We start from the raw sequence: 23,637 nt of genomic DNA on the forward strand, positions 1-23,637 counted from the left end.
CAGAACTCTTTGGGCTATTAGGCGACAAAAATCGACCACCGAAGCGTTGCGGTGATCCGCGACGACAGTGGGACGGTTGACGTGGCGCGAAAGGCCCGTCAATCATCCGCGCAAATCGCGGGCTCCAACCAACAAGCATGCGAAAGCAGGGAAGAAACGATGGAAAAAGCCGAAATCGGCCTGATCGGCCTTGGCACGATGGGTTCCAACCTGGCGCTCAACATCGCCGAGCACGGGCACCGCATCGCCGTCTTCAACCGCACGCCGGCACGCACCGACGCCTTCGTCGAGAGCGCCGGTCCGCTGAAGGACAGGGTCGTTCCCTGCTACAGCCTGGAGGAGCTTGCCGCGGCGATCCGGCCGCCGCGGCCGATCATCATCATGGTGCTGGCCGGCAAGCCGGTCGATGAGCAGATCGCGGCATTGCGCGGCGTGCTCTCCAACAACGACATCGTCATCGATGCCGGCAACGCCAATTTCCGCGACACGATGCGGCGCTTCTCGGAGCTCAACGGCTCGGGCCTGACCTTCATCGGCATGGGCGTTTCGGGCGGCGAGGAAGGCGCGCGCCACGGTCCGTCGATCATGGTCGGCGGCACGGAAGACTCGTGGAAGCGCGTCGAGAAGGTGCTCACGGCGATCTCCGCCAAGTTCAAGGACGAGCCCTGCGCGGCCTGGCTCGGGCATGACGGCGCCGGTCATTTCGTAAAAACCATCCACAACGGCATCGAATATGCCGACATGCAGATGATCGCCGAGATCTACGGCATATTGCGCGACGGGCTCGGCATGGCGCCCAAGGAGATCGGCAAGGTCTTCGAGGAATGGAACAAGGGCCGCCTCAACTCCTACCTGATCGAGATCACCGCCAAGGTGCTGGCCGCCGACGATCCGAAGACCGGCAAGCCCGTGGTCGACATCATCCTCGACCGCGCCGGACAGAAGGGCACCGGCAAATGGTCGGTCATCGAAGCGCAGCAGCTCGGCATTCCGGCCACCGCCATCGAGGCGGCGGTTGCGGCGCGCGTATTGTCCTCGATCAAGGATGAGCGGCAGGCAGCGGAAAAAGCCTACGGCAATATCGGCGTCGAGAAGATTTCCGGCGACAAGGCCGCGTTGCTGAAGGATCTGGAGCTGGCACTGTTCGCCGGCAAGATCGCGGCCTACGCGCAGGGCTTCGCGGTGATGAGCGGCGCCTCGAAGGAGTTCAACTGGAACCTGCCGATGCCGACCATCGCCAAGATCTGGCGCGCCGGCTGCATCATCCGCTCGCAGATGCTGGACACGATGGCCGAAGCGTTCGGCTCGGGCAGCGCGTCCACCAACCTCCTGATGGCGCCGGCCTTCATCGCGATGATGAAGGAGGCGCATCCCTCGCTCCGGCGTATCGTGGCGCGGGCCTCCGAAGCCGGCTCGCCGGTGCCGGCGCTGTCGTCGGCGCTCGCCTATTTCGACAGCTACCGCCAGGGACGCGGCACGTCGAACCTGATCCAGGCGCAGCGCGATTTCTTCGGCGCGCATGGTTTCGAGCGCATCGGCGAGCAGGGGGCGTTCCACGGTCCTTGGGGGAGTGGGGCCGGGCATTAGCCCCGATAGGGCAGAACCTCACTCGGCTTGCTCAGCGACTGTAGCGAGCCGGGTTCCTTGCCTGCAATCCAACCGAGCACGGCACGGGCGAGCTCTGAGCCGGCCAGCCGGAAATCCTCGTTGACGACGAGCAGCTCTCGCCGGAACAGGTGCAGCACCTCCGAGGACTGTTTCGACACCACGTCGACATCGCGGCCGAGCTTCAGGCCGGCATCCTCGATGCCGGCGACGACGGCGAGCGTTGCTGCGGCGGCGCTGCTGATGATGCCGTCCGGGCGGTCGTCTCGGCGCATGAGCTGGGCGGTGCGCATCCTGATCTGCTCGATCGTATGGTCGATCGAGACGGTATTGAACGGCACCTCTGAGGCGCCGACCTCGCTCAGCGCATCGGCAAAGCCGTTCACCGTATAGCGGAAATAGGTGAGGCCAACCGGCGGCGTCACGAGCGCAAGCCGGTTGCGGCCCTTGGCGGCGAGCGCGCGGACAGCTTCGCCGGCAAAGGCGTAATTGTCGAAATCGTGATAGGGATGCACCAGCCCCATGTCGGTGCGCCCATGTGTGGCGAAGGGAACGCCGTGCTCCAGCATGTAGCGCGCCCGCGGATCGTTTGGCTGCGTGCGCGAGATGATGACGCCGTCGGCCGAGCCGGTCTCGACCAGATAGCGCACCGGGTCGAGCGGATCCTGCGAGCGCGAATAGGGCGTGACGATCAAATGGTAGGGCGTGTCGGCGATCACCTCGGTGACGCCGTAGATGATGTCCGAGACGAAGCTCATCAGCTCGTGCTCGGTGTTCAGCACGAGCGAGATGACGTTGGTCTTGCCGGTCCTCAGGCGCACGCCAGCACGGTTGGGGCGATATCCGATTTGCTTGGCGACGAGCTGGACGCGGCGCCTGGTCTCGGCGCCGATCTCGGGTGCATCCTTCAGCGCACGCGACACCGTCGTGACGCCAAGCCCGGTCATGAAGGCGAGCGTCTTCAGCGTCGGGCGCTCCTTGCCCGACGTGTCGTCGCCCTTCTTCGTTACCCGTCTATCCATTCGTCCCGCCCGTCAGGCGCATAGCAGCCGCAGGGCCGACCGGCAATCGTGCAGCGTTGACGATTGCGCGACTTCAGGCTGCGGTCGGGTCCAATATACTGAAACGTTACAGATTGCCAATCTTCGTGATTGACCGGCGAGGCCGCCGATTCTGCCTTCCCGACATAGAGATGGGTGAAAGTTGCCGGAATCCCAAGGAAATGTCGGCCTGGACCCATTTTTGGCACGGATCGGCCGTTCGGGTTTCAACTCCGCCGCCCCAGCGGAAAGAATTTGTTCGCGCCTCGAAAAAATCTCAACGCATTTTGAAACGAGGGGTTGCCTAGGCGGAGCATTTGCCGTATCGAAAATCTGTAACGTTTCAGATTCTGGGAGGAAGCCGAAATGCGATACAAATTCCTGACCGCCGCCTTTGCCGCGACGGTTGCTGCACTCAACTTCGCCGGTCCGGCGGCCGCGACCGACCTCGAAGTCACCCATTGGTGGACTTCCGGCGGCGAGGCGGCGGCGGTGGCCGAGCTTGCCAAAGCCTTCGACGGGACCGGCAATCACTGGGTCGACGGCGCCATCGCCGGCTCCGGCGGCACGGCGCGGCCGATCATGATCAGCCGCATCACCGGCGGCGACCCGATGGGCGCCACGCAGTTCAACCACGGCCGCCAGGCCGAGGAACTGGTGCAGGCCGGGCTGATGCGCGACCTCACCGATATCGCCACCAAGGACAAGTGGACCGAAATCGTGCGGCCGAAGAGCCTGCTCGACAGCTGCACCATCGACGGCAAGATCTATTGCGTGCCGGTCAACATCCATTCCTGGCAATGGCTGTGGCTGTCGAACGAGGCCTTCCAGAAGGCCGGCGTGCCGACGCCGAAGGACTGGAATGAATTCGTGGCCGCCGCTCCGGCGCTGCAGAAGGCCGGCATCATCCCGCTCGCGGTCGGCGGGCAGCCCTGGCAGGCATCGGGCGCCTTCGACGTGCTGCTGGCGGCGGTCGGCGGCACCGACGCCTTCCTCAAGGTCTACAAGGACAAGGACGCCAAGTTCGCCGCCGGCCCCGAGATCGCCAAGGTGTTCAAAGCGGCGGACGACGCCCGCAAGATGGCCAAGAACACCAATGTGCAGGACTGGAATCAGGCGACGAACCTGGTCATCACCGGCAAGGCCGGCGGCCAGATCATGGGTGATTGGGCGCAGGGCGAGTTCCAGGTCGCCGGCAAGACCGCCGGCAAGGACTATACTTGCCTGCCCGGCCTTGGGCTCAACGAGGTCATCGCCACCGGCGGCGACGCCTTCTACTTCCCGCTGCTCAAGGACGCCGACAAGTCCAAGGCGCAGGAGGTGCTGGCCGAGACGCTGCTCGATCCGAAGACGCAAGTCGCCTTCAACCTCAAGAAGGGCTCGCTGCCGGTGCGCGGCGACGTCGACCTCAACGCGGCGAACGACTGCATGAAGAAGGGTCTTGCCATCCTCGCCAAGGGCGCCGTCATCCCGTGGACGGACCAATTGCTTTCGCAGGACAGCCAGAAGCAGAAGGAGGATCTGTTCTCCGAGTTCTTCGCCAAGCCCGACATGACGCTCGAAGAGGCGCAGAAGCGCTTCGCCGAGATCATCGCTTCGGCCGACTGATCAACGGCGCCCCCGCCAACTCCCGACCCCAGCCTATCCGGGGCCGGGAGCCTGACGTCTCATTGTCCGGCTGCCTAGATGAGCAACAACGAACGCCCCAACCAGCTTTTCCGCAACCTGAACGCCAAGATCGCGTCGATCCCGATGATCTTGACGGCTGTGGTGGTGTTCGTCGGCGGCACGGCCTGGACAGTGCTCTATTCCTTTACCAATTCGAAGCTCTTGCCGCGGCTCAACTTCGTCGGGCTCGACCAATATCACCGGCTGTGGTCGACATCGCGCTGGCTGGTCTCGATCGAGAACCTCTTGATCTATGGCGCGATCTCGCTGGTGTTCTCGCTGGTCATCGGCTTCCTGCTGGCGGCGCTTCTCGACCAGAAGATCCGCTTCGAGGACACGTTCCGAACCATCTTCCTCTATCCCTTCGCGCTGTCCTTCATCGTCACCGGGCTGGTCTGGCAGTGGCTGCTCAATCCGGATTTCGGCGTGCAGCGCGTCGTGCGCGATCTCGGCTGGACGAGCTTCAGCTTCGACCCGCTCTATAATTCCAGCATCGTCATCTACGGCATTTCGATCGCTGCGCTCTGGCAGGGCACCGGGCTCATCATGTGCCTGATGCTCGCCGGTCTGCGCGGCATCGACGAAGACATCTGGAAGGCGGCGAGGGTGGACGGCATTCCCGCCTGGAAGACCTATCTCTTCATCATCATCCCGATGATGCGGCCGGTCTTCATCACCACGTTGGTGATCATCGCCGCCGGCATCGTCAAGGTCTACGACCTCGTCGTGGCACAGACCAGCGGCGGTCCCGGCATCGCCTCCGAAGTGCCGGCGAAATATGTCTATGACTACATGTTCTTCGCCCAGAATCTCGGCCAGGGCTTTGCCGCCTCGACGATGATGCTGTTGTCGGTGGTGATCGTCATCGTGCCCTGGGCCTATCTCGAATTCGGAGGCAAGAAGCATGGCTGACGTCGCCTCCCTGTCCCCAGGCGCCGAAGCGCTCAGGCGCGGTGCCGCCGGTCCCAGCGGCCCGAAGCCGCGGCATGTGCTGTCGCGCCGCAATATCTTCCTCTACGGCACGCTGATCGTCGTGGCGCTCTACTATCTTTTGCCGCTCTACGTGATGATCGTCACCTCGCTGAAGGGCATGCCCGAGATCCGCCTCGGCAACATCTTCTCGCCGCCGATGGAGATCACCTTCGAGCCTTGGGTGAAGGCCTGGGCCACCGCCTGCACCGGGCTCAATTGTGACGGGCTCTCGCGCGGCTTCTGGAATTCGGTGCGCATCACGGTGCCGTCGGTGTTGCTCTCGATCGCGATCGCCTCGGTGAATGGCTATGCGCTGGCCAACTGGCGATTCAAGGGCGCCGACACCTTCTTCATCATCCTGATCGTCGGCGCCTTCATCCCCTACCAGGTGATGATCTACCCGATCGTCATCATCCTGCGCGAAATCGGCATCTACGGCACGCTGACCGGCCTTGTGATCGTGCATTCGATCTTCGGCATGCCGATCCTGACGCTGCTCTTCCGCAACTATTTCACCTCGATGCCGGAGGAGTTGTTTCGCGCCGCGCGCGTCGACGGCGCCGGCTTCTGGGGCATCTATCTGCGCATCATGCTGCCGATGTCGCTGCCGATCTTCGTCGTCGCCATCATCCTGCAGGTCACAGGCATCTGGAACGACTTCCTGTTCGGCGTCGTCTATACCCGCCCCGACACCTACCCGATGACGGTGCAGCTCAACAACATCGTCAATTCGGTCCAGGGCGTGAAGGAATACAACGTCAACATGGCTGCGACCATCCTGACGGGCCTCGTTCCGCTCATCGTCTACTTCGTTTCCGGCAAGCTCTTCGTGCGCGGTATCGCCGCCGGCGCGGTGAAAGGATGATGATGGACATCGCCAATCCCAGCGTTTCGATCCAGGACCTGTCGCTCAATTTCGGCGCCGTCTCGGTGCTGCAGACGCTCAACCTGGATGTCGCCGAGGGCGAGTTCATCGTGCTGCTCGGCCCGTCCGGCTGTGGCAAGTCGACCTTGCTCAACTGCATTGCCGGCCTGCTCGACATTTCGGACGGCCGCATCTTCATCAAGGGCAAGAACGTCACCTGGGAAGAGCCGAAGGACCGCGGCATCGGCATGGTGTTCCAGTCCTACGCGCTCTATCCGCAGATGACGGTGGAGAAGAACCTTTCTTTCGGCCTGCGTGTCGCCGGCGTGCCGAAGGACGAGATCGCCAAGCGCATCGCCCGCGCCGCCGAGATCCTGCAGATCGAACCGCTTTTGCAGAGGAAGCCCTCGGCGCTGTCCGGCGGCCAGCGCCAGCGTGTGGCGATCGGCCGGGCGCTGGTGCGCGACGTCGATGTCTTCCTGTTCGACGAGCCGCTCTCCAATCTCGACGCCAAGCTGCGTTCGGAACTGCGCGTCGAGATCAAGCTGCTGCACCGCCGCCTGGAGAACACGATGATCTACGTCACCCACGACCAGATCGAGGCCATGACGCTGGCCGACCGCATCGCCGTCATGAGAGGCGGGGTTATCCAGCAGCTCGATGCGCCGCAGACGATCTACAACCGGCCGGTCAACCGCTTCGTCGCCGGGTTCCTCGGTTCGCCGGCGATGAATTTCCTCAAGGGCGAGTTGGAGGTGGGCGCCGTCCCCGTCTTCAAAGCGGACGGCATATCGGTGCCGCTCGGCCGCTATCAATTCGACGGCGACGGTGGCCGGGCCGCCAAGCCTTGCATCTTCGGCATCCGGCCTGAGCACATCGCCTTCGGCGACGCCGCCCAGGCAATGCCGTTCACCGCCGAGTCGACAGTCGAGATCGTCGATCCGATGGGCTCCGACACGCTGGTGTGGACCAAGCTCGGCGGCCAGATCATCTCCTTCCGCGTCGAAGCGGATAAGACGCTGCGCAACGGCGATGCAATCCGCATCGGCTTCGATCCAGCGCGCGCCTCGCTGTTCGACGCTCAAACCGACAATCGCCTCTAACTCCGAAAAAATCCCCCAAGCAGAACGGACAGGACAGATGAACTGGTCATTCCAACTCTACAGCGCCCGCAATTTCCAGCCATGGGACGGCGTGGTGAAGATGCTCGGCGAGCTCGGCTACAAGCAAGTCGAGGGCTTCGGTGGCGTCTATGACGACCCCAAAGCGTTCCGCGCCGAGCTCGACAAGAACGGCCTTGCGATGCCGACCGGGCATTTCTCGATCGACGCGCTGGAAAACGACTTCGACGGCGTGCGCAAAACCGCCGACGCGCTCGGCATCACGCTGCTGATCTGCCCCTATCTGATGCCCGACCAGCGCCCGTCGGATGCTGCCGGCTGGCGCGGCTTCGGCGAACGTCTCGCCAAGGTGGGCGAGGTGGCAAAAAAGGCCGGCTACGGCTTTGCCTGGCACAACCATGATTTCGAGTTCAAGGCGCTTGCCGACGGCTCGCTGCCGCAGGACCACATCCTGTCCGCCGCACCCGACATCGGCTGGGAAATGGACGTCGCCTGGGTGGTGCGCGGCGGTGCCGATCCGCTGCCCTGGATCGAAAAACACGGCAAGCGCATCGTCGCGGTCCACGTCAAGGATATCGCCAAGCCGGGCGAGGGGCTGGACGAGGACGGCTGGTCCGATGTCGGTCACGGCACAATCGACTGGGCAGGCCTTTTCAAGACATTGCGCGCCAAGAGCGCGGCGCAGTATTTCATCATGGAACAGGACAACCCCAACGACATCGAGCGTTACGCCCGGCGCTCGATCGCGACGGCCAAGAGCTGGCAGGAGTAATCGAAATGGCAGACAAGCTTGGCGTCGGCGTTATCGGCTGCGGCAACATATCGAAGGCGTATTTCTCACTGGCGCCACTGTTCCGCGGCATCAAGATGCGCGCCTGCGCGGATATCAACATGGATGCGGCGAAAGCGCGGGCAAAGGAGTTCAAGCTGCGCGCCGAGACGGTCAACGACCTTCTCAACGACGACGAGATCGACATCATCGTCAACCTGACTATCCCGGCCGTGCACTACGAAATCTCGAAAGCTGTGCTCGACGCCGGCAAGCACGTCTATTCGGAAAAGCCGTTCGTGCTGTCGATCGAGGAAGGACTCGATCTCAAGAAACGGGCCGAGAAGAAGGGCCTGCGCATCGGTTCGGCGCCGGACACGTTTCTCGGCGGTGCACACCAGCTGGTGCGCGAGCTGATCGACACCGGCAAGCTCGGCAAGATCACCAGCGGCACCTGCCATGTGATGGGCCACGGCATGGAGCACTGGCACCCCAATCCCGATTTCTTCTTCCAGCCGGGCGCCGGTCCGGTGCTGGACATTGGGCCTTACTATGTCACCAACCTGATCCAGCTGATCGGGCCGGTGAAACAGGTGGCGGCCTTCGCGACGACGCCGGCCAAGGAGCGGACGATCTCGTCGAAACCGCGGGCGGGCGAGAAGATCCCGGTCAACACGCCGACCACGATCCATGCGCTGCTCGAATTCGCCAACGGCGCGGTGATCACGCTCAACACCTCCTGGGACGTCTGGAGCCACGGTCACGCGCCGATGGAGCTCTATGGCGAGTTGGGCACCGTCTTCGTGCCGGACCCGAATTTCTTCGGCGGCGAGGTGCGCTTCACCGACGCGGCCAAGCCGGTGAAGAAGCTGCCGAAATGGAACCATCCGTTCGGCGTGCCGAACGAGATGCACGGCCAAGGCATGATGGCCAACTACCGCACCGCCGGCCTTGCCGACATGGCGATCGCGATCGCCGAAGGGCGGCCGCACCGCTGCTCGATGGAGCTGGCGCTGCACGCTGTCGATGTCATGACCGGCATCCTGCGTTCCGGCGAAACCGGCAAATACGTCGCCATGCAGACGAGCTGCGAACGGCCGGCCGCGCTCGGCGTCAAGGACGCGAAGGCGCTGCTGGCGAAGAAAAACTAGGTGGCAACCCCTCTCCCCGTTTCGGCGGGGAGAGGGTAAGGGTTAGGGGCAAGCATCGATTCAATTAACCCCTGAGCCGAGCATGAAGTCGCTCGAAAACCGCTCCACACTTTGCGGCTTCATGTTCTAGCGGCGCTTGCGGCGCCGCTTCGATCCCGAGGATTTTCCCATGCCCTATGTCGCCGCCGAAAACCGCTACGAGAAGATGATCTACAACCGCTGCGGCCGGTCCGGCCTGAAACTGCCGGCAATCTCGCTCGGGCTGTGGCACAATTTCGGCAACGACACGCCGCACAGGACAAAGCAGGCGATCGTGCGCAAGGCCTTCGACCTCGGCATCACGCATTTCGACCTCGCCAACAATTACGGCCCGCCGCCCGGCTCGGCGGAAACCGCGTTCGGCGAGATCCTGCGCACCGATTTCGCCGCCTATCGCGACGAGATGATCATCTCGACCAAGGCCGGCTACGAGATGTGGGCTGGTCCCTACGGCGAATGGGGCAGCCGCAAATATGTGCTGGCGAGCCTCGACCAGAGCCTGAAGCGCATGGGGCTCGACTATGTCGACATCTTCTACTCGCACCGCTTCGATCCCGAGACACCGCTGGAAGAGACCATGGGCGCACTCGACCATGCCGTGCGCTCCGGCAAGGCGCTTTATGCCGGCATCTCGTCCTACAATTCGCAACGCACGCGCGAAGCGGCCGACATATTGAGGCAGCTCGGCACGCCCTGCCTGATCCATCAGCCGAGCTATTCGATGCTCAACCGCTGGGTCGAGGAGGACGGGCTGCTCGACATGCTGGAGGGGCTGGGCATCGGTTCGATCGTCTTCTCGCCGCTGGCCCAAGGCATGCTGACCGACAAATATCTCGGCGGCATTCCCGAGGGCAGCCGCGCGTCCCAAAGCAAGTCGCTCAGGCCGGCCTTCATCAACGACAAGTCGATCGCCAACATCAAGGCGCTGAACGAAATCGCCAAGAAGCGCGGTCAGACCCTGGCGCAGATGGCGCTGGCCTGGGTGCTGCGCAAAGGCCGCGTGACCACCGCGCTGATCGGCGCCAGCCGGCCGGAACAGGTCGAGGATTGCGTCGGCGCGCTGAAGGCGCTCGACTTCAGCGATGCCGAGCTCGCGGACATCGATACCTACGCGCGCGAGTCCGACATCAACCTGTGGGCGGCCTCGGCCGAACGCAAGGGACCGCCGCGCAAGTAGAGGTTAGCCGCCGAAGCATCCCGATCCGGCCCGTGCTTGAAGGGACGCGCTGCGGAAACAGTGGCAAAATCATCCGTTCGTCGTTATCTCAGGGGAATTCAAGTCGTTCGCATTAGAGATTTAATGCGGGCGTCGATTGGGCGAACAAGATGACGGCAAGAGATGCGCTGACCAAGAACCAGCTCTGCGTGCTCGAGAAGCTCGAGGCGTCCAGCGGGCCGCTCAGCGCCTATACGCTGCTCGACCAGCTGCGCGAGCGTGGTTTTCGCGCCCCGCTGCAGGTCTACCGGGCGCTCGACACGCTGGTGAAGTCGGGCTTCGTGCACCGTCTCGAAAGCCTCAACTCGTTCGTCGCCTGCGCCGAGCCGCATGATCACAGCCATTCGATGACGGCCTTCGCCATCTGCGACAATTGCGGCCAGGTGACCGAGATGTCGGACCACGATGTCGACCACCGGCTGGACGAGTGGGTGCGCTCGACTGGATTCGCCGCCAAGAAGGCGGTGATCGAGTTTCGCGGCGTGTGCGCCAAGTGCCGGGCTGAAGCGGCCTGAGATAGCTTTGGGCAGCTAACGCGCCGTCGACCAGGCGAACCAAATCGCGACCAGCGCCAGCATGGCGGAGAGCACTTTGCGGGCGATGCTTTCGCGACGCGGATCGTTGAGGAACGGCTCCAGCGTTCCCGCCAAAATCACGATGATCGCATGGACGGCGGTCGCGATGGCGACATAGACCGCCGTCAGCAACTCGGTCTGGGCAAGCGCCGGCCGATCGGCCTCGATGAATGTCGGAAGCACCGCAATGTAGAAGATCGCCGCCTTCGGGTTGAGCAGATTGGTCACAAGCCCGCCGGTGAAATACCTGCCGCCCGGCATGCCGTTGGCCGAAACCACATCGGTGCCGGCCGTCCAGCCTTCCCAGGCGAGATAGAGAAGAAACAGCGTGCCTGCCCAGCGAAGGCCTTCGTAGAGCAGCCTGGAAGCCTGGATCAGCTCGGCGACGCCGAAAGCGGCGATGGCGCCGATGATGGCCAGCCCTGACGCGATGCCGGCGACCGTGGCGAATCCGGCGCGGTGGCCATCATTGGCCGAAACCAGCGCCAGATAAGTCATGTTCGGTCCCGGCGTCAGCTCGATCAGCAGGGCAGCAAGCGCGAAGGAGAGCAGCGTGGCCGTCGAGAGCGGCAGCATCTCGCTCACATCAATGCGCCTCGTCCCAGTTGTTCGCCGCCCGCGCATCGACATGCAGCGGTACCGACATCGAGACGGCCGGCATCGGCGCGTTTTCCATCACGCGGCGCACAACGGGAATAGTCGCTTCGACTTCCGCTTCCACCGTTTCGAAGATCAGCTCGTCATGCACCTGCAGCAGCATGCGGGCCGAGAGCTTCGCCTTCTCCAGCGCCTCCTCCATATGCACCATCGCGCGGCGGATGATGTCGGCGGCGGTGCCTTGCAGCCTGGCGTTGATCGAGGCGCGCTCGTTGAAGGCGCGGACCGACGGGTTGGAGGACCTAATCTCCGGGTAGTGGATGCGGCGGCCGAAGATGGTCTCGACGAAGCCGTTCTCCCGCGCATAGGCCTTGGTTTCCTCGATATAGTCGCGGATGCCGGGAAAGCGCTCGAAATAGCGCTTGATATAGGCGCCGGCCTCGTCGCGCGGGATCGACAGCTGGTTGGCGAGGCCGAAGGCCGAGATGCCGTAGATGATGCCGAAATTGATCGCCTTGGCGCGGCGGCGCACTTCCGAAGGCATGCCCTCGACCGGCACGTTGAACATTTCCGACGCGGTGATGGCATGGATGTCGGCGCCGTCGGCGAAGGCCTGCTTGAGCTGCGGGATCTCGGCGACATGGGCAAGCACGCGCAATTCGATCTGGCTGTAGTCGGCCGAGACCAGCTTGTGGCCTTTCTCGGCGATGAAGGCGGTCCTGATCTTGCGGCCCTCGGCGGTGCGCACCGGGATGTTCTGCAGGTTGGGATCGGAGGACGACAGCCGCCCGGTCGTGGTCGCGGCAAGCGCATAGGACGTATGCACGCGGTTGGTGCCGGGGTTGATGAAGCCGGGCAGGGCATCGGTGTAGGTCGACTTCAGCTTGGTGAGCTGGCGCCAGTCAACGATCTTGCGCGGCAGCTCATGACCTTCGGCGGCGAGGTCTTCCAGCAGTTGCGCCGAGGTCGACCACTGGCCGGTCTTGGTCTTCGAGCCGCCCGGCAGGCCCATCTTGCCGAACAAAATGTCACCGAGCTGCTTCGGCGAGCCGATGTTGATGCGCTCGCCGACAATCCCGTAGATCTCTTCCTCGACGCGGGCGGCGCCCTGCGCCAGTTCGCCCGACAGCCGCGACAGAATCTGGCGGTCGACCGAGATGCCGCGTTGCTCCATGCGGGCAAGCACAGGCACCAGCGGCCGTTCCAGCCGCTCGTAGACGGAAGCCAGCCCCTTGGCGGCGAGCCTCGGCTTCAGCACCTGCCAGAGCTGCAGCGCAATATCGGCCTGCTCGGCGGCATATTTCGTAGCGCGCTCGATGTCGACCTGGTCGAAGCCGATGGCGCTCTTGCCCGAGCCCGCAAGTTCCTTTTTCACCGCCGGCGCGTGGCCGAGCCACTTTTCCGAGAGTGAGGCGAGATCGTGGCCGCCTGAGGTGCCTGCGTCGAGCACGTAGGAGATCAGCATCGTGTCGTCGAACGGGCCGACCTCGATGCCGTGCCGGCTCATCACGACAATGTCGTATTTCATGTCCTGCACGATTTTCAGGACAGACCGGTCCTCGAGCAGCGGCTTGAGCAGCGCCAGCGCTTCGCGGACCGGAATCTGGTTCTCCAACTGGCCGCCGCCGAGCAGGTCGCCATTGCCGCTATTGTGGGCAAGCGGCACATAGACCGCCCGACCGGGCGCGATTGCCATGGACAAGCCGATCAAATCGGCCTGCATCGGGTCGGACGAGCTGGTCTCGGCGTCGAAGGCGAGGATGCCGGCGTCGCGGGCTTCGGCGATCCACGCTTTCAGCCCGGCCGCGTCGCGGATGGCGCCATAGGCCGAAGGGTCGATCTTGCGCGCTGCCGCTTGTTCCAGCCGCAGCGCCGAGAGGAGCGATGGAGTGTCGCCCTGCGGCGGCGCGTCCTCACCCCTTGTGGCCGGCGCGGCGGGTTTTGCGTCGCCGTTTGATTGAGGTGCCGGCCGTCTCGGCGGCACTCCGGCGCCGACATCGGGCCCGTGCGCGGCATCGGCCCGCTCGACGACGACTGCGGAAGCCTGAACGTCGCCGATCTCGGTGGCGGTCGCCTCGGCGACGCGTCGCGTCAGCGTGGTGAATTCCATGGTCTTCAGGAAGCCGATCAGCTTCGGTCCGTCCGGCGCGTGCAGCACCAGATCGTCCAGCTCCTCTTTCAGCGGCACATCGTTCTTCAGCGTCACCAGCTCGCGCGAGATCCGAGCCTTGTCGGCATTGGCGATGATGGTCTCGCGCCGCTTTTCCTGCTTGATCTCGGAAGCACGCGCCAGCAGCCCGTCAAGGTCGCCGAACTGCTCCAGCAGCTGCGCGGCGGTCTTCGGGCCGATGCCGGGCACGCCCGGCACGTTGTCGACCGAGTCGCCGGTCAGCGCCTGCAGGTCGATCATCTTTTCCGGCGGCACCCCCCATTTCTCGATCACTTCCGGGATGCCGATCTGGCGGTCCTTCATCGGGTCGTACATGCCGACCGTCGGGCCGACCAGCTGCATCAGGTCCTTGTCGGAGGAGATGATGGTGGTGTCGGCGCCGACCTCGCAGGCGAGCCGGCAATAGGTGGCGATGATGTCGTCGGCCTCGAAACCCTCCATCTCGATGCAGGGCAGGTTGAAGGCCACGGTCGCCTGGCGGATCAGCCCGAATTGCGGGATCAGGTCCTCTGGCGGAGCGGAGCGGTTCGCCTTGTATTCGGGGTAGAGATCGCTGCGGAAGGTCTTCGAGGAATAATCGAAAATGACGGCGAAATGCGTCGGCACGATGCCAACATTGGTGTTGCGGGCGTCCTGCATCAGCTTCCACACCATGTTGCAGAAGCCGAGCACGGCGCTGGTCGGCAGGCCGTCGGATTTGCGGTTGAGCGGCGGCAACGCGTGGTAGGCGCGAAAAATGTAGCCGGAGCCGTCGACGAGGAAGAGGTGATCGCCTTTTTTCATGCCGGCAGGGATAGCGCGGCCAGCCTTCGCGGTCCATGCCAAAGGCGGAGGAACCCGCCGGTACGGGCAACACCCCTGACAGATCCTGTCCGGCCCGAATTCGGGCGCTCACGGGCATGTTACAAAAGTGTAATTCTCGTGCCCTTGAATCGCCATGTTCAGAGACCCAAATAGACGTCATCGGCAATTTTCGCCGAAGTCCGGAGCAAGGCCCGTCCCCCGCCTATTCCGGGCAAACTGCGGCAGCCTATCCCCCCTCTCCGGGCTGCCGCAACGTTTCGAGTAGAGACCGCCGTGGTTCCCCCCTCCACCACGGCGGTCTTCTTTTTATCCTCGGCGACGATTGCGTCTTGGTCCAACGATCGCGCCTTTTCGTTTTGGGCGTGGCCCTTTAGGGTCTGCCCAAAATCGAAAGGCAAAAGCATGTCCAGAATCTCCGCCGTCCTCGAACGTCTCGACCAGAATCTCGACCAGAGCCTGGAGCGGCTGTTCGGCCTGCTCGGCGTCAAGTCGATCTCCACCGATCCGGCCTTTGCCGCCGACTGCCGCAAGGGCGCCGAATGGCTGGTCGCCGAGCTCAAGCTGATCGGCTTCGACGCAAGCGTGCGCGACACGCCCGGACATCCGATGGTGGTGGCGCATCACGAGGGACCGGCAGGCGCGCCGCATGTTTTGTTCTACGGCCATTACGACGTGCAGCCGGTCGATCCGATCGAATTGTGGGAAACCGATCCGTTCGCGCCTTCGATCAAGGAGATCGAGCCCGGTCGCAAGGTGATCACCGGCCGCGGCTCGGCCGATGACAAGGGGCAGTTGATGACCTTCGTCGAGGCCTGCCGCGCCTGGAAGCAGGTGCATGGCAATCTGCCTTGCCGCGTCACCATACTGTTCGAGGGCGAGGAGGAATCCGGCTCGCCGTCGCTGAAGCCGTTCCTGGAAGCCAACGCCGCCGAGCTGAAAGCCGATTTCGCGCTGGTCTGCGACACCAGCATGTGGAACTGCGAGACGCCGTCGATCTGCGTGTCGCTGCGCGGCATGGTCGGCGAGGAGGTCACCGTCAAGGCGGCCAGCCGCGACCTGCATTCGGGCCTCTATGGCGGCCCGGCCGCCAACCCGATCCGCATCCTGACCAAGGTGCTGGCCGACATTCACGACAAGGATGGCCGCGTCACCATTCAGGGCTTCTATGACGGCGTCGAGGAGACACCCAGCCAAGTGCTGAAATCCTGGGAAGGCCTGGGCGAGACAGCCGAGACGTTTCTCGGACCGGTCGGCCTTTCCATCCCGGCCGGCGAAAAGGGCCGCTCGGTGCTCGAAATGATCTGGGCGCGGCCGACGGCCGAATTCAACGGCATCATCGGCGGTTATACCGGCAAGGGTTTCAAGACGGTGATCGCGGCGGAAGCCTCGGCGAAAGTGTCGTTCCGGCTCGTCCACAAACAGGACCCGAAGAAGATCCGCGCCGCATTCCAGGCTTTCGTACGCGAACGCATCCCCGGCGACTGCTCGGTCGAATTCCACCCGCATGGCGGCTCGCCGGCGATCCAGCTTTCCTACGACTCGCCGTTCCTGGCCAAGGCCAAGGACGCGCTGTCGGACGAGTGGCAGAAGCAGGCTATCACCACCGGCGGCGGCGGTTCGATCCCGGTGGTCGGCGATTTCCAGACCTATCTCGGCATGGAGTCGCTGCTGGTCGGCTTCGGACTGGATGACGACCGCATCCATTCGCCCAACGAGAAATACGAGCTGACCTCCTTCCACAAGGGGCAGCGGTCCTGGGCGCGCATCCTCGATGCGCTGACCCGCTGAGGCGAAAGTCACGAAAGACGTGAGATTCAACTTTCTGTTGATTTTTCTCCGGATCGCGGCGAGGACGAATTAGCTGGCGCGAAGCGCCGCGGCGTTCTTCGCGCATCCCAGGGATGCGCGGCGCCGCAGGTGCGATCCGGAGAAGAGAATGACCGATATCCGTTTCCACAAGAACGATCTGCCCGATCTCGCCCGGTACAATGTCGGGGCGGTGGCCATCGATACGGAAACGTTGGGCTTGAACCCGCATCGCGACCGGCTCTGCGTGGTGCAGATCTCTCCCGGCGACGGCAGCGCCGACGTCATCCAGATCGCACCCGGCCAGAAGAAGGCGCCCAACCTCGTCAGCCTGCTCCGCAACCGCGCGATCACCAAGCTGTTCCACTACGGCCGCTTCGACATCGCCGTGCTCTACAATGCCTTCGGCGTGATGGCGGAGCCGGTGTTCTGCACCAAGATCGCCTCGCGACTCGTGCGCACCTACACCGACCGCCACGGGCTGAAGGATCTGTGCAACGAGTTGCTCGGCATCGGCCTGTCCAAGGCGCAGCAATCCTCGGACTGGGCAGCGGAGACGCTGTCGCCCGAGCAGCTCGACTATGCCGCCTCCGACGTGCTTTACCTGCACCGTCTGCGCGAGGTGCTGGCGGCGCGCCTGGCGCGCGAAAACCGCACCAAGGAGGCGGACGCCTGCTTCCGTTTCCTGCCGACGCGCGCCAAGCTCGATCTGATGGGCTGGGCCGAGGAAGACATCTTCGCGCATAGCTGACGGAACCCGGCGCTCCGAAAGGACGTTGGGCCGGTTCGTGGAGGAGTGAGATGGCAGACCGCAAACCGATGGACAGCGCCCCGAAGGACGGCTCGAAGGTCACCATCCTGTGGAAGGACGGCGACGGCGTCGTCAACGAATCCGTCGGCCAGTATCGCGACGGTGGCTGGTGGGTTTACACCGACAGCGACACGCAGAAGAAGGTCGATCCGACGAGCTGGCGTCCGGCATCGGGCGATGACGACGACGACCAGTAGGCGACCGCGGCCCGCCATTTCAAAGCAGGCGTGAGACTGTCGCAATGAGGGGACGCGAATGAGGCAGAACACGCTCTATCTCATCATCGGAGCGCTGGTCGCGGTGATCATCGCGCTCGGCATCTATGTCTATCGTGAGCAGACCAAGCCGAAAGGCGTCGAGCTCAAGATCGACGACAAGGGCATTTCAATCCAGCAGAATTGATCACGGTGGCCAGCCGCCGGCGCCGTGAGGGGCTAGACTGACTTTGCGAGACGACATTGCGTCGGGGGGATTTCGGCCGGAAATACAGGGGCTGCGCGGGCTTGCCGTAGCCTTTGTGGTGATCTTCCACATCTGGCCGGCGGCGCTTCCCGGCGGCTATGTCGGCGTCGACATCTTCTTCGTCATCTCCGGCTTCCTCATCACCGGCCTGCTCACCCGCATGGCGCTCGGCGAGGGCGGCATCTCGCTTGTCGGCTTTTACACGCGCCGGGTGAGGCGGTTGCTGCCGACGGCGATCGTCACACTTCTGGTCACGCTCGCGGGAACGCTGTTGTTTGTGTCGGACGCCTGGTGGGAAGAGACCGCCAAGCAAGTGATTGCAAGCGCGCTCTACGTGCAGAACTGGCGGCTTGCCGGGCAGGCCGTGGATTATCTCGGCGCCGAGGACGCGCCGAGCCCCGTCCAGCATTTCTGGTCGCTGTCGATCGAGGAGCAGTTCTACATCGTCTGGCCGGTGCTGATGATCGGGGCGCTGTGGTGGGCCAGGCGTCGCGGGCACTCACCGGTGCAAATACTCACCTTCGTGCTCGGCGTGGTCCTGGCGGGCTCGCTCGCGGCTTCCGTCGCTCTCACCCGGTCCGATCCGGCATGGGCCTATTTCGTCACCCACACCCGGATCTGGGAACTGGCCCTGGGCGGGCTGCTGGCGCTGATCCTCGGCCGATTCCAGCCAAGCGGGGGCGTGCGGGCGGCGATGGCTGGAGCCGGCATGCTGGCGGCGCTTGCTTCGGCCATGCTGTTTTCAAGGTCGACCGATTTTCCGGGCTTCAAGGCGCTGCTGCCGACGCTCGGCGCGGCTCTGGTCATTGCGGCCGGTGGCATACGCATCGGCCGCTTCCGCGGCCTGGATATCGCCGCGTTGCGCTATATCGGCGATCGTTCCTATTCGATCTATCTGTGGCACTGGCCGCTGATCATTTTCTATGCCGCACAGCGAGGTTCGATCGGCCTCGTCGACGGTCTTCTGCTGACCGTCGCCACCCTGGCCATCTCCGAACTCTCCTATCGCTTTGTTGAACAGCCCTATCGCCATTCGCGCTCGCGCCTGGAATGGCGGCCGCTGATCGACGGCACGGTGGCGGTGGGGTTGTGTGTGGCGGTGGCCGGCGGGCTCGTCTATGCGATCGACCGGCAGCCCATCGATACCAGCCTGGTCGGTACGGCAAGTTACCCGGGGCCGGCCGCCTTGCTGTCGAACGCTGCCGTCCCCGATGGCGTCAGGCCGCTGCCCCCCTTGAGCAAGATCGGCAGCGACGTGCCCGTCATCTACAGGATGAAATGTCATCAGGAGCAGAAGGGCATCGATGCGACCGGTTGCCGGCTCGGCGACCCGGCGGGGACGAGGACCATTGTCGTGATGGGCGATTCCCACGCGGCGCAATGGGTGCCGGCGGTCGACAAGATCGCCAAGGACAGGAAGTGGAAGCTCATCAGCTTCACCAAGGCGGCATGCCCGGTGAGCCGGGTCACGATCCTGGACCACGGCAAGCCGTATGAGCAATGCGCGCTGTGGCGGGAGAAGGTTCTCGCCGAGATTGCGAGATTGAAGCCCGATTTCGTGATCACCAGCCAGAGCAACTACGCCAGCGTTGCGCAGGATGCGATGATCGAGGGTTTGCGCAGCGTCTGGAGCGAGCTCGCCGGTGAGGGCGTGCACGTAATTGCCATACGAAATACGCCCTTCAGCCTGTTCGACCCACGCAATTGCCTGGGAACGGATCCCGGCAAATGCGTCAATCCGCGCGGCAAGGTCGAACGGGAAAACATCTTCGCGCTCGCGGCCCGCTCCGTGACGGGAGTGACCGTGGTCGACATGAACGACGCGCTGTGCGGCAAGGACAGCTGCCCGGCGGTGGTCGGCAACATCGTCGTGCTGCGCGACAACCATCATCTTACCGCCACCTACGCGCTGGCGCTGGCGCCCTATCTGGCCAAGGCGGCGGGACTTTGAGCAATCTCCACACGCAATGGTACGGCGTCCAGCAGGGTGGTCGACCTGACTTCGAACCGGACCGCGAGACAGCTGGATTTAGAAAATCCAAGGGTTTTCAACAGGCTGCATAAACCCGCCTTTAACCCGCAGCCTCTAGTCTGCAACTCGAACGCCATAGGCGCCGGGCAGGCACGCACGAGCCCATGGCGAACCGCAGGGACGGTCGCATCGAACCGAGCTTCGAGGGCGCACCGAGCGAGCGTGTGGCAGCGACTTAAGGTCGGGGATTCTCGGAATTGGTGGCGGCAAGGCGCGGGAGCGCGTGATCTCGAAATGAAGTCCTCGACCGGAGAATACTATCCAGCGCTGGATCACATCCGTGGTATGGCGGCCTTTCTGGTCTTCTCCTTTCACTTCCTTCATGCATCTCCGGATGGGCCGGTGGCCTATGGCTTCGTGCCAGCTCTGCCCTTGTTCAGCATCCTGGATGAAGGGCACACAGGCGTCTCGTTGTTCATGGCGCTTTCCGGCTACCTTTTTGCCAAGCTTCTTGACGGCAAGCAGGTCAGATATCTGCCGTTCTTCGCCAACAGGGCGCTCAGGCTGCTGCCCCTTTTGTTCGCCGTGATTTGCGTCGAGGCTTGCCGCAGATATCTGGCAGGCGAGGACCTCAACACGTACTTCACCGATGTCGGCAAGGGACTGATTTTCCCCACGCTTCCCAATGGCGGCTGGTCGGTCACCGTCGAAGCTCATTTCTACCTTTTGCTGCCATTCCTGCTGATGGCGTCCAGGCGATTCCAGTTTGCCCCGTTGCTGTTCATTGCTGCAGCCATCTTGTTGAGGCTCGCTTTGTATGTGCAGTTCGGCGAGGTGCAGTGGGCAGCGTACTGGACGATCATAGGACATGCGGACCAGTTCCTGGCCGGCATTCTTGCCTTCCACTTTCGCGCCTATGCGAAGGGCAGGCACTGGCTGGCGCTGGCCGTTCTGGCGTCATTTTCGGCGTTCTTCTGGTGGTTCGACGCGGCGGGCGGTTTCTACCATCTAGGGCCCGGCTCGGCGCCGCCCTGGATATGGGTGATCCTGCCCACCCTGGAAGCGGCCGCCTATGCCTTCGGGATCGCCTACTACGACATGACCTTTGCCAGGAAGCGAACGAGCCTGCCCTTCAGGATCATGGAGAAGGCCGGATCTTACAGTTATTCGATCTACCTGCTGCACCTGTTTTTCGTGCATCAGCTGGCCGCGTTCATCAACGACAACATCATGGACATCAGCAATTTCTACATCGCATGCCTCTGGTCCCTGGCATGCTTCCTGGCAACCATCCCGATCGGTCATCTCAGCTATTCCTGCATCGAAGTGCCGTTCCTGCGGCTGCGTCTTCGCTATGCCGTGCCGGCGAGCGCCGATCCTGCCCCGGTAAGAGCCAGACCCGCCGCGGCAGTCTCCCAGCCGGGCTGACGGTGCGATTGAGGCTGCGACAAGGTCGTGTGGCCGCCTAATGCGGTGCCAGGAGCCGCGCACCGACCGGCCGGGCTCTCCTCGTGCCGCCGGGATGTCGATGGTGATGGCACATTCAGAAAATCCCAAGGGTTTTCAAAACCGTGCATAAACCCTGCTTTAACGCGCCTTTAAACCGCCGCATCTACTCTTCAACCCGAACGCCATCGGTACCGGGGACAGACAGCTAGAGCGCATGGCGAACCGCAGAGATAGTCGCATCGAACCGAGCTTCGAGGAATCGCCGCGGGCGAAATCCTCCGTGGGCTTTTCGGTGAGCGAGGAGGATCGCGTCGTGCCGCGCACCCGCAAATCCGCTGCAAAGGGCAAATCCGCCAAGGCGAAATCACGCGGACGTGGCCGCGACCGCAATCGGCGCGGACTGCTCGGCATCGCCACGCGGCTTGCCTACTGGTGCTTCGTGCTGTGCATCTGGGGCGGCATCGCGGCGGCCGGCATCGTCGTCTATTACGGCGCCAAGATGCCGGCGGCTACGACGTGGTCGGTCCCGGACCGCGCGCCCAACATCAAGATCGTCTCGGTCGATGGCGCGCTGATCGCCAATCGCGGCGCGTCGGGCGGCGAGGCCGTCGGCCTGGATGAAATGTCGCCCTATATCCCCGAGGCGGTCGTGGCCATCGAGGATCGGCGCTTCTATTCGCATTTCGGCATCGACCCGATCGGCCTGTCGCGCGCCATGGTCACCAACCTGCTTGGCGGGCATTTCTCGCAGGGTGGCTCGACGCTGACGCAGCAGCTGGCGAAGAACCTCTTCCTGACGCCGGACCGCACGCTGGAGCGCAAGGTGCAGGAAGTGCTGCTCGCGCTCTGGCTCGAGCACAAGCACACGAAGGACCAGATTCTCGAAATGTACCTCAACAGGGTCTATTTCGGTTCGGGCGCCTATGGCGTCGAGGCCGCTTCGCGGCGCTATTTCGGCAAGAGCGCGCGCGACGTGTCGCTTTCGGAAGCCGCGTTGCTGGCTGGGCTGCTGAAGGCACCGTCGAAGCTTTCGCCGGCGCGCGACCCTAAGGCGGCTGAGGAACGTGCGCAGCTCGTGCTCGCGGCCATGCGCGAGACAGGCAAGATCGGCGACAAGGAATACAAGACCGCGCTGAGCGCGCCGGCAACGCGCGCGCCGTCCTACTGGACCGGCTCGGAAAACTACGTCGCCGACACGGTAATGGACGAGCTTCCCGACCTGATCGGCGATGTGCGCGGCGACATCGTCATCGACACCACGATCGACCTCAACCTGCAGAAGCTTGCCGAACAGTCGATCCGCCGGCTGATCGACGAAAGCGGCAAGAAGCTCAACGTCACGCAGGGCGCGCTGGTGTCGATCGACGATTCCGGCGCGGTTCGCGCCATGGTCGGCGGCTATGATTATTCGACCAGCCAGTTCGATCGCGCCTCGGAAGCACGCCGGCAGCCAGGTTCGGCCTTCAAGCCCTTCGTCTATATGGCGGCGCTGGAGGCCGGCCGCACGCCGGACAGCATCCGCAACGACGCGCCGATCAAGATCGGCAAATGGACGCCCGACAATTACGGCGGCAAATATTACGGCAAGGTCACGCTGGCGACCGCACTGGCCAAGTCGCTCAACTCAGTGGCGGCGCAGCTCACCATGGAAGTCGGCCCAGACGCCGTGGTCGAGGCCGCGCATCGCATGGGCATCCAATCCGATCTGCAGGCCAACACCTCAATCGCGCTCGGCACCTCGGAAGTGACGCCGCTGGAGTTGACCTCGGCCTATGTGCCCTTCGCCAATGGCGGCTACAAACCGGACATCCACTTCATCCAGCGCATCACCACCGCCAACGGCAAGGTGCTCTACGAGGGCACCGCCGGCAGCGCGCCGCGCGTAATCAAGGCCGATATCGTCGGCATGATGAATTCAATGATGACCGGCACGGTCGAGGTCGGCACCGCCAAGAAGGCGGCGTTCAACTGGCCCTCGGCCGGTAAGACCGGCACCAGCCAGAACTCGCGCGACGCCTGGTTCGTCGGCTACACCGCCAATCTCACCACGGGCGTCTGGTTCGGCAATGACGACGGCAGCCCGATGAAGAAGGTCACCGGCGGCGCGCTCCCGGCGCAGGCCTGGCACGAATTCATGGTGGCGGCGCATCAAGGCGTGCCCGTGCGGCCGCTGCCCGGCACCTGGAAGTCGACCCCGTCCGACACGATCGTGCCGGATGAGATCCCGTCGGCGGACGCCTCGCAGCCGCCCGCGCCGCCCGCGGCCGTCGGCCAGTCGCAGCCTGTTGCCCCATCGCAGCCCGTCGCCCAGGCGCCGGCACGGCAAGCGCGTCCAGCCCAGACCGTCGATGCCGAGGGCTTCGACATGCCCAGCGACAGCGGGTCGACCGCCTCGATCAAGCATCCGGTGCCGCCCGGCGATGTCGGCGGCCCGAAGAAAAAGCGGCAGACCTCGATCCTCGATATCCTCGGCGGCGGCTGAAGCGGCAACTTCGCCTCTCGCCATGGCAAGCGCCTTCGGCTACATGTCCGGCCGGAGACAAAG

19 protein-coding genes are annotated in these 23,637 nt (G+C 63.7%); 16 read left to right on the plus strand and 3 right to left on the minus strand.

Going from position 1 to position 23,637, the window contains the following annotated elements; all coding sequences use genetic code 11:
- Window positions 1-159: 159 nt before the first annotated feature.
- Window positions 160-1,587: an NADP-dependent phosphogluconate dehydrogenase gene (gene gndA / locus CK230_RS23035; protein WP_095819439.1), complete on the plus strand. Its 1,428-nt coding sequence runs from the start codon at window positions 160-162 to the stop codon at window positions 1,585-1,587.
- Here gndA and CK230_RS23040 read toward each other — a convergent pair.
- The gene (locus tag CK230_RS23040; RefSeq protein WP_095819440.1) at window positions 1,584-2,627 is read right to left on the minus strand and encodes a LacI family transcriptional regulator; all 1,044 of its coding nucleotides are present in this window, start codon (window positions 2,625-2,627) and stop codon (window positions 1,584-1,586) included. The two genes, gndA and CK230_RS23040, sit on opposite strands and share 4 nt — an antisense overlap.
- A 384-nt stretch (window positions 2,628-3,011) precedes the next feature.
- On the opposite strand from CK230_RS23040, the gene CK230_RS23045 reads away from it, so the two are divergent.
- The 8 genes from CK230_RS23045 to CK230_RS23080 all read left to right on the plus strand — a co-directional run bounded on the left by CK230_RS23045 (window position 3,012) and on the right by CK230_RS23080 (window position 10,961).
- Window positions 3,012-4,253, plus strand: a complete 1,242-nt coding sequence (locus CK230_RS23045) for an ABC transporter substrate-binding protein (protein WP_095819441.1) — start codon at window positions 3,012-3,014, stop codon at window positions 4,251-4,253.
- Window positions 4,254-4,331: 78 nt separating this feature from the next.
- The gene (locus CK230_RS23050) at window positions 4,332-5,225 is read left to right on the plus strand and encodes a sugar ABC transporter permease (protein WP_095819442.1); all 894 of its coding nucleotides are present in this window, start codon (window positions 4,332-4,334) and stop codon (window positions 5,223-5,225) included.
- The gene (locus CK230_RS23055; RefSeq protein WP_095819443.1) at window positions 5,218-6,150 is read left to right on the plus strand and encodes a carbohydrate ABC transporter permease; all 933 of its coding nucleotides are present in this window, start codon (window positions 5,218-5,220) and stop codon (window positions 6,148-6,150) included. Before CK230_RS23050 ends, CK230_RS23055 begins: the two co-directional genes overlap by 8 nt.
- Window positions 6,150-7,253, plus strand: coding sequence for an ABC transporter ATP-binding protein (locus tag CK230_RS23060; RefSeq protein WP_095819564.1), 1,104 nt, complete (start codon window positions 6,150-6,152; stop codon window positions 7,251-7,253). The genes CK230_RS23055 and CK230_RS23060 overlap by 1 nt, the downstream gene beginning before the upstream one ends.
- A gap of 37 nt (window positions 7,254-7,290) precedes the next feature.
- Window positions 7,291-8,043, plus strand: a complete 753-nt coding sequence (locus CK230_RS23065; RefSeq protein ID WP_095819444.1) for a sugar phosphate isomerase/epimerase — start codon at window positions 7,291-7,293, stop codon at window positions 8,041-8,043.
- A gap of 5 nt (window positions 8,044-8,048) precedes the next feature.
- Window positions 8,049-9,191 carry a Gfo/Idh/MocA family oxidoreductase gene (locus tag CK230_RS23070; protein ID WP_095819445.1) on the plus strand — a complete coding sequence of 381 codons (1,143 nt, stop codon included), beginning with the start codon at window positions 8,049-8,051 and terminating at the stop codon, window positions 9,189-9,191.
- Between the two features lie 169 nt (window positions 9,192-9,360).
- Entirely contained in the window at window positions 9,361-10,407 is a 1,047-nt protein-coding gene (gene mgrA, locus CK230_RS23075) for an L-glyceraldehyde 3-phosphate reductase (protein ID WP_095819565.1), read from the plus strand.
- Window positions 10,408-10,556: 149 nt separating this feature from the next.
- Window positions 10,557-10,961: a Fur family transcriptional regulator gene (locus tag CK230_RS23080; RefSeq protein ID WP_041003614.1), complete on the plus strand. Its 405-nt coding sequence runs from the start codon at window positions 10,557-10,559 to the stop codon at window positions 10,959-10,961.
- A 15-nt stretch (window positions 10,962-10,976) separates the two neighbouring features.
- Here CK230_RS23080 and CK230_RS23085 read toward each other — a convergent pair whose 3' ends face one another.
- Window positions 10,977-11,597 carry a LysE family translocator gene (locus CK230_RS23085; RefSeq protein WP_095819566.1) on the minus strand — a complete coding sequence of 207 codons (621 nt, stop codon included), beginning with the start codon at window positions 11,595-11,597 and terminating at the stop codon, window positions 10,977-10,979.
- 10 nt (window positions 11,598-11,607) lie between these two features.
- On the minus strand, window positions 11,608-14,571 hold the full coding sequence (gene polA / locus CK230_RS23090) for a DNA polymerase I (protein WP_176480182.1): 2,964 nt from the start codon (window positions 14,569-14,571) through the stop codon (window positions 11,608-11,610).
- A 423-nt stretch (window positions 14,572-14,994) separates the two neighbouring features.
- On the opposite strand from polA, the gene CK230_RS23100 reads away from it, so the two are divergent.
- The 7 genes from CK230_RS23100 to CK230_RS23130 all read left to right on the plus strand — a co-directional run bounded on the left by CK230_RS23100 (window position 14,995) and on the right by CK230_RS23130 (window position 23,574).
- The gene (locus tag CK230_RS23100; protein ID WP_095819448.1) at window positions 14,995-16,380 is read left to right on the plus strand and encodes a M20/M25/M40 family metallo-hydrolase; all 1,386 of its coding nucleotides are present in this window, start codon (window positions 14,995-14,997) and stop codon (window positions 16,378-16,380) included.
- Window positions 16,381-16,528: 148 nt separating this feature from the next.
- On the plus strand, window positions 16,529-17,149 hold the full coding sequence (locus CK230_RS23105; protein ID WP_095819449.1) for a ribonuclease D: 621 nt from the start codon (window positions 16,529-16,531) through the stop codon (window positions 17,147-17,149).
- 50 nt (window positions 17,150-17,199) lie between these two features.
- Window positions 17,200-17,406, plus strand: coding sequence for a hypothetical protein (locus CK230_RS23110; protein ID WP_095819450.1), 207 nt, complete (start codon window positions 17,200-17,202; stop codon window positions 17,404-17,406).
- A 58-nt stretch (window positions 17,407-17,464) separates the two neighbouring features.
- On the plus strand, window positions 17,465-17,611 hold the full coding sequence (locus CK230_RS23115; RefSeq protein WP_095819451.1) for a hypothetical protein: 147 nt from the start codon (window positions 17,465-17,467) through the stop codon (window positions 17,609-17,611).
- 43 nt (window positions 17,612-17,654) lie between these two features.
- Entirely contained in the window at window positions 17,655-19,622 is a 1,968-nt protein-coding gene (locus CK230_RS23120; protein WP_176480183.1) for an acyltransferase family protein, read from the plus strand.
- Between the two features lie 36 nt (window positions 19,623-19,658).
- The gene (locus CK230_RS23125) at window positions 19,659-21,071 is read left to right on the plus strand and encodes an acyltransferase (protein WP_245430026.1); all 1,413 of its coding nucleotides are present in this window, start codon (window positions 19,659-19,661) and stop codon (window positions 21,069-21,071) included.
- Between the two features lie 235 nt (window positions 21,072-21,306).
- Complete coding sequence (locus tag CK230_RS23130; protein ID WP_095819454.1) at window positions 21,307-23,574, plus strand: transglycosylase domain-containing protein; 2,268 nt, start codon at window positions 21,307-21,309, stop codon at window positions 23,572-23,574.
- Window positions 23,575-23,637 lie beyond the last annotated feature (63 nt).

The organism is Mesorhizobium sp. WSM3859 (genome assembly GCF_002295065.1).
Classification (GTDB): Bacteria; Pseudomonadota; Alphaproteobacteria; order Rhizobiales; family Rhizobiaceae; genus Mesorhizobium.